Origin of the sequence: Hyphomicrobium sp. (genome assembly GCF_036780825.1) — a bacterium.
In the GTDB taxonomy this organism is placed as follows: domain Bacteria; phylum Pseudomonadota; class Alphaproteobacteria; order Rhizobiales; family Hyphomicrobiaceae; genus Hyphomicrobium_C.
Window position 1 is genome coordinate 1 of record NZ_DAIQCD010000065.1, and the last position, 4,808, is coordinate 4,808.

A 4,808-nucleotide genomic window follows, 5' to 3' on the forward strand; every position below is an offset into this window, starting at 1 on the left:
CTGGCCTGCGCTCGCTCAACATCGCGGTCGCGGCCGCGATCGTGCTCGGCGAAGCGCTGCGGCAGACGGATGGATTTCCAGAATAGGACGGCCGCCGCTTGCCATCATGCGAGACGCAGCGAAGCTCAACCTTTGTTCAGAAGCAGCGTCAAGCCAACAAGCGTTTCGCTGAAGAACTGGATCTCCACCATCTGGCGCTTGTCCATGACGATGATGTCCATGTTCGCCGAGAGCGACGAGCCCTGCGTCCCCTGCACCGAGACGCGATAGCCGCGCTCCGTCACCGCGCCGTCGAGCGTACCGGTGATGTTGTACATCTCCTCCGTCCACTCCCCGAGGAGTTTTCCCTCGGCATGACGGACCACGCTCTTGACCTCGATCTTGCCGCTGCCGGACGCGCAGCGGATGGTCTGGCGCAGGTGCTGGCCCTCGCCCTCGATGAAGTAGGTGGCGCGGCACTTCACGTCCTCGGTCTTGCCGTCGGTGAAGCGGAGACGCCCCGCGCCGCCCCACCAGCCTTCGAGGCTGGCGAAAGGCCCGATGGCCTGGGGCGCAGCATCCACCACGGGCGGCGATGTCGCGAAGAGCGCCAGCGCGGCGAGGGCCGGCAGGCCGATGCGCCTGGTCATAGTTCGAAGGAGAGTCATGAAAGCCCCCTATGCCGCTCGCCCGAATCCCGCCGCCTCAGCTTGCCGAGACGGCTTCTTCGCGCAACAGGCGGTTCCAGGGAGCGCGCAAAATCGCGGGCGGCGTGTGTCGGAGACGCCTCAGGCGCCGTGGGCGTCCTTGATGAAGGTCAGAGGCCGAGCTTCTTCTTCAAGGTTTCGTTGACGGCAGCGGGATTCGCCTTGCCGCCGGTCGCCTTCATAACCTGGCCGACGAACCAGCCAAGCATGGATGGCTTAGCCTTCGCCTGCTCCACCTTCTCGGGGTTGGCGGCGATGATCTCGTCCACGGCCTTCTCGATGGCGCCCGTGTCGGTCACCTGCTTCATGCCGCGCGCTTCCACGATCTCCGCTGGATCGCCGCCCTCCGTCCAAAGGATCTCGAACAGGTCCTTGGCGATCTTCCCCGATATGGTGCCAGCCGAGATCAGATCGACGAGGCCGCCGAGCTGGGACGCCGACACCGGCGCGCGGGCGATGTCCTTCCCTTCCTTGTTCAGGCGACCGAACAGCTCATTGATCACCCAGTTGGCGGCGAGCTTCCCGTCGCGGCCCTTGGCGACCGCCTCGAAGTAGTCCGCATTCTCGCGCTCGGCAACGAGCACGCCCGCGTCGTAGGCCGAGAGGCCATACTCACTGATGAAGCGCGCGTGCTTGGCGTCCGGCAGTTCCGGAAGGTGGCGGGCGAGATCGTCGACGAAGCTCTGCTCGAGCTCGAGCGGCAAAAGATCCGGATCGGGGAAGTAGCGGTAGTCGTGCGCTTCCTCCTTGCTGCGCATGGATCGCGTTTCGCCCTTCGCGGAATCGAACAAGCGCGTCTCCTGCTCAATGGCGCCGCCGTCCTCGATGATGTCAATCTGGCGGCGCGCCTCGGCCTCGATGGCCTGGCCGATGAAGCGGATCGAGTTGACGTTCTTGATCTCGCAGCGCGTGCCGAGCGGGCCGCCTGGTTTGCGCACGGACACGTTCACGTCCGCACGAAGATTGCCCTTCTCCATGTCGCCGTCGCAGGTGCCGAGATAGCGCAGGATGGTGCGCAGCTTGGTCACATACGCCTGAGCCTCCTTTGCACACCGCAGGTCCGGCCTGGAGACGATCTCCATCAAAGCCACGCCCGAACGATTGAGGTCGACGAAGGAATAGTCCGGGCTCTGGTCGTGGATCGACTTGCCGGCGTCCTGCTCGAGGTGCAGGCGCTCGATGCCGACGCGCTTCACTTCGCCGTCGACCTCGATCTCGACCTCGCCCGCGCCGACGATCGGCTGCTTGAACTGGCTGATCTGATAGCCCTGCGGCAGATCCGGATAGAAGTAGTTCTTTCGGTCGAAGACGCTATTGAGATTGATCTCGGCCTTGAGGCCGAGGCCGGTGCGAACCGCCTGGGCGATGCACTCAGCGTTGATCACCGGAAGCATGCCGGGCATGGCCGCATCCACGAGCGAGACGTGGCTGTTCGGCTCGCCGCCAAAAGCAGTCGAGGCGCCCGAGAACAGCTTCGAGGCGGACGCCACCTGCGCGTGCACCTCCATGCCGATCACGACTTCCCAATCGCCGGTCGCGCCGGGGATCAGCTTGCTGCCCTTGCCGCCGCTCTTCGCCGTATCCTGCATGAGTTCCGTTCCTTCCAGGCAAGCTCAGCGCTTGCGCAACCCGTAGCCCAGCGCCGCCCAGGCAAAGCCGAGAACGATCTGCAGCACGAAGACCGCCGCCTCGCCGCCGACCGCGTGAATGGAAAACAGACCGAGCTGGCCGCCGATCCAATAAAGTAGAAATCCGACGAGCGCCGCAGCAAGGGCCGCGATCGGCAGCTTCTGCCACTGGTCGGCATTGCGCCCCATGAGCACGGCCACGGCGATCACCGCAGGATTGAACGCCGCGAGCAGCATGAGCGTCAGCGGATCGAAGGCGTCGATGGAGATCATTTCGCCGTCTCGCCGCTGCCCGTCTCCTGCTGGCGGAGCTTTTCCTCCTCGTACTGGACGAACCAGCCAATCATGTTGCGCCACTGGGCGCCGACCATCTCGATCACTTCCGGCGGCAGGCCCTTCTCCTCGGCATGGGACCTAACCTTGTCGATCACCTGCTGGATGCGCCAGGGGACATTGGCCTCGCTCGGATTGTTCTTGAGCTGCCAAGCGCGCTCGACATAGCCGAAGCGCTCGGCGATGAGACCGACGAGAGCGGCGTCGATCCGGTCGATCTCAGAGCGGACTTGGCTCATGTCCGCGCATTCCCAGGGGCGCTTCGGATCCATATCATTCGCCTCCCGATGCCGCGGTCTCGCCGGCCCACCAGCGCGCGCCAGCCGTGAAGCGGCCCGCCGCATCCTCAATGGTCTGAGCCGCGCGCAGCAGCGTCGCCTCGTCGAAAGGCTTACCGATGAGCTGAAGCCCGAGAGGCGTGCCCTCCGAGGATAGCGCGCCGGGCACCGAAATACCCGGCAGGCCGGCCATGTTCACCGTGACCGTGAAAATATCCTCAAGATACATGGATAGCGGGTCCATCGTCTTCTCGCCGATGGCGAAGGCTGGCGAGGGCGTCGTCGGCGTCAACACGACGTCGACCGTGTTCCATGCCTCGTCGAAATCGCGCTTGATCAACGTGCGCACCTTCTGAGCCTGGCGATAATAGGCATCGTAATAGCCAGCCGACAGCACATAGGTGCCGATCAGGATGCGCCGGCGCACTTCCTTGCCGAACCCTGCGGCGCGGGTCTCCTCATACGTGTCGATGACGTCCCGACCCGGTACGCGCATCCCGTAGCGGACGCCGTCATAGCGCGCCAGATTCGAGGAGGCTTCCGCCGGGGCCACGATGTAGTAGGCCGGCAGCGCATACTTCGTGTGCGGCAGGCTGATCTCGTGGATGCTCGCACCCGCTGCCTTCAGCCATTCGATGCCGGACGCCCAGAGATCCTCGATCTCTTTCGACATGCCGGGGACGCGGTACTCCTTGGGCACGCCGACGCGCAAGCCCTTGATGCCGCCCGCCAGCGCCGCCTCGTAATCGGGAACGGGCGCGTCGACGGAGGTCGAATCCTTCGGATCATGACCGGCCATGGAGCCGAGCATGATGGCGGCGTCGCGTACCGTCTTGGTGATCGGGCCGGCCTGCTCGAGGGATGACGCGAAGGCGATGATGCCCCAACGCGAGCAGCGCCCATAGGTCGGCTTGAGGCCGACGGTGCCGGTCAGGGCCGCAGGCTGCCGAATGGAGCCCCCCGTATCGGTCGCCGTGGCCGCAAGGCAGAGATCCGCCGCGACGGCAGCCGACGAGCCGCCGGACGAGCCGCCGGGGACGAGCCGGTCCTCGCGTCCCGTGCGGCGCCACGGCGAGACCACGGGACCGAAGCAGCTCGTCTCATTCGACGAGCCCATGGCGAACTCGTCGTTGTTGAGCTTGCCCAGCATCACCGCGCCGGCGTTCCAGAGATTGGCGCCGACGGTCGATTCATAGGTGGGCGTGAAGCCGTCGAGTATCCGCGAGCACGCCGTGGTGCGGATGCCGTCCGTACAGAAGAGGTCCTTGTTGCCGAGCGGAAGACCTTCGAGCGGACGGGCCTCGCCTTTGGCCAGGCGCGCATCGCTCGCCTTGGCCTGGGCCAGCGCGTGCTCCGGTGTCGGCAGCACATAGGCATTGAGTGCAGGATTGGCCGCGTCGATGGCGCGAATGTGCGCTTCCGCCAGCTCGGTGGCGGAAAAGGACTTCTTTTTCAGCCCGTCGCGCGCTTCAGCCAGCGTCAGGCGCGTCAGATCGCTCACGTTCTGTTTTCCCTTCCTGGCATATGCGCGCGTTTGAACTTCCTTGCGGTCTTCACCACGCTCAGCCCGAGCGCGCCCGTTCGGCCTCGGCCCGCGCCTTGTTGATGTGATAACTGCGGCGCGAGTAGTAGAGGCTCACGAACCCGAACGCGACCGACAGCGGCGCGTTGATCTGCTCGGCGATTTCGCGCGCCCGCAGCAGATAGGCGGGCGTGTCGCTGATGGCCTGTGGCGAGAGCGACCGGGCACCGGAGCTTCCGTCCTCGCGCGGCACCGCCAGCACGAGCGCCCCCGTCGCAATCAGCGCCACCGCCAGCAGGGCGAATATCTTGGACATCCTCGAGCCTCCGCTTCCGTTGCGCTGCCCTCACCCGATCATTCC

At 65.3% G+C, this 4,808-nt stretch carries 6 protein-coding genes and 1 pseudogene; 1 reads left to right on the forward strand and 6 read right to left on the reverse strand.

Annotation, left to right across the window (positions count from 1 at the left end):
- Positions 1–86 (forward strand): annotated as a pseudogene (locus tag V7P99_RS14630) (rRNA methylase); the annotation flags it as partial.
- Between the two features lie 39 nt (positions 87–125).
- Here the strand turns inward: V7P99_RS14630 and V7P99_RS14635 are convergent.
- From V7P99_RS14635 to V7P99_RS14660, 6 genes are all read right to left on the reverse strand, one after another.
- On the reverse strand, positions 126–647 hold the full coding sequence (locus tag V7P99_RS14635) for a hypothetical protein (protein ID WP_333795568.1): 522 nt from the start codon (positions 645–647) through the stop codon (positions 126–128).
- Between the two features lie 149 nt (positions 648–796).
- Positions 797–2,275: an Asp-tRNA(Asn)/Glu-tRNA(Gln) amidotransferase subunit GatB gene (gene gatB, locus V7P99_RS14640; protein WP_333795569.1), complete on the reverse strand. Its 1,479-nt coding sequence runs from the start codon at positions 2,273–2,275 to the stop codon at positions 797–799.
- A gap of 24 nt (positions 2,276–2,299) precedes the next feature.
- Positions 2,300–2,587 (reverse strand): hypothetical protein, encoded by a 288-nt coding sequence (locus V7P99_RS14645; RefSeq protein ID WP_333795570.1) that lies wholly within the window; start codon positions 2,585–2,587, stop codon positions 2,300–2,302.
- Positions 2,584–2,886, reverse strand: coding sequence for a chorismate mutase (locus V7P99_RS14650; protein WP_333795571.1), 303 nt, complete (start codon positions 2,884–2,886; stop codon positions 2,584–2,586). The genes V7P99_RS14645 and V7P99_RS14650 overlap by 4 nt, the downstream gene beginning before the upstream one ends.
- 34 nt (positions 2,887–2,920) lie before the next feature.
- The gene (gene gatA / locus V7P99_RS14655) at positions 2,921–4,426 is read right to left on the reverse strand and encodes an Asp-tRNA(Asn)/Glu-tRNA(Gln) amidotransferase subunit GatA (protein WP_333795572.1); all 1,506 of its coding nucleotides are present in this window, start codon (positions 4,424–4,426) and stop codon (positions 2,921–2,923) included.
- Between the two features lie 61 nt (positions 4,427–4,487).
- Positions 4,488–4,763, reverse strand: coding sequence for a hypothetical protein (locus V7P99_RS14660; RefSeq protein WP_333795573.1), 276 nt, complete (start codon positions 4,761–4,763; stop codon positions 4,488–4,490).
- Between the last annotated feature and the right edge of the window lie 45 nt (positions 4,764–4,808).

Coding starts and splice junctions, on each gene's coding strand:
- V7P99_RS14645 (WP_333795570.1), bottom strand. CDS start 2,587: ATGATCTCCATCGACGCCTTCGATCCGCTGACGCTCATGCTGCTCGCG.
- V7P99_RS14660 (WP_333795573.1), bottom strand. CDS start 4,763: ATGTCCAAGATATTCGCCCTGCTGGCGGTGGCGCTGATTGCGACGGGG.
- gatB (WP_333795569.1), bottom strand. CDS start 2,275: ATGCAGGATACGGCGAAGAGCGGCGGCAAGGGCAGCAAGCTGATCCCC.
- V7P99_RS14635 (WP_333795568.1), bottom strand. CDS start 647: ATGACTCTCCTTCGAACTATGACCAGGCGCATCGGCCTGCCGGCCCTC.
- V7P99_RS14650 (WP_333795571.1), bottom strand. CDS start 2,886: ATGAGCCAAGTCCGCTCTGAGATCGACCGGATCGACGCCGCTCTCGTC.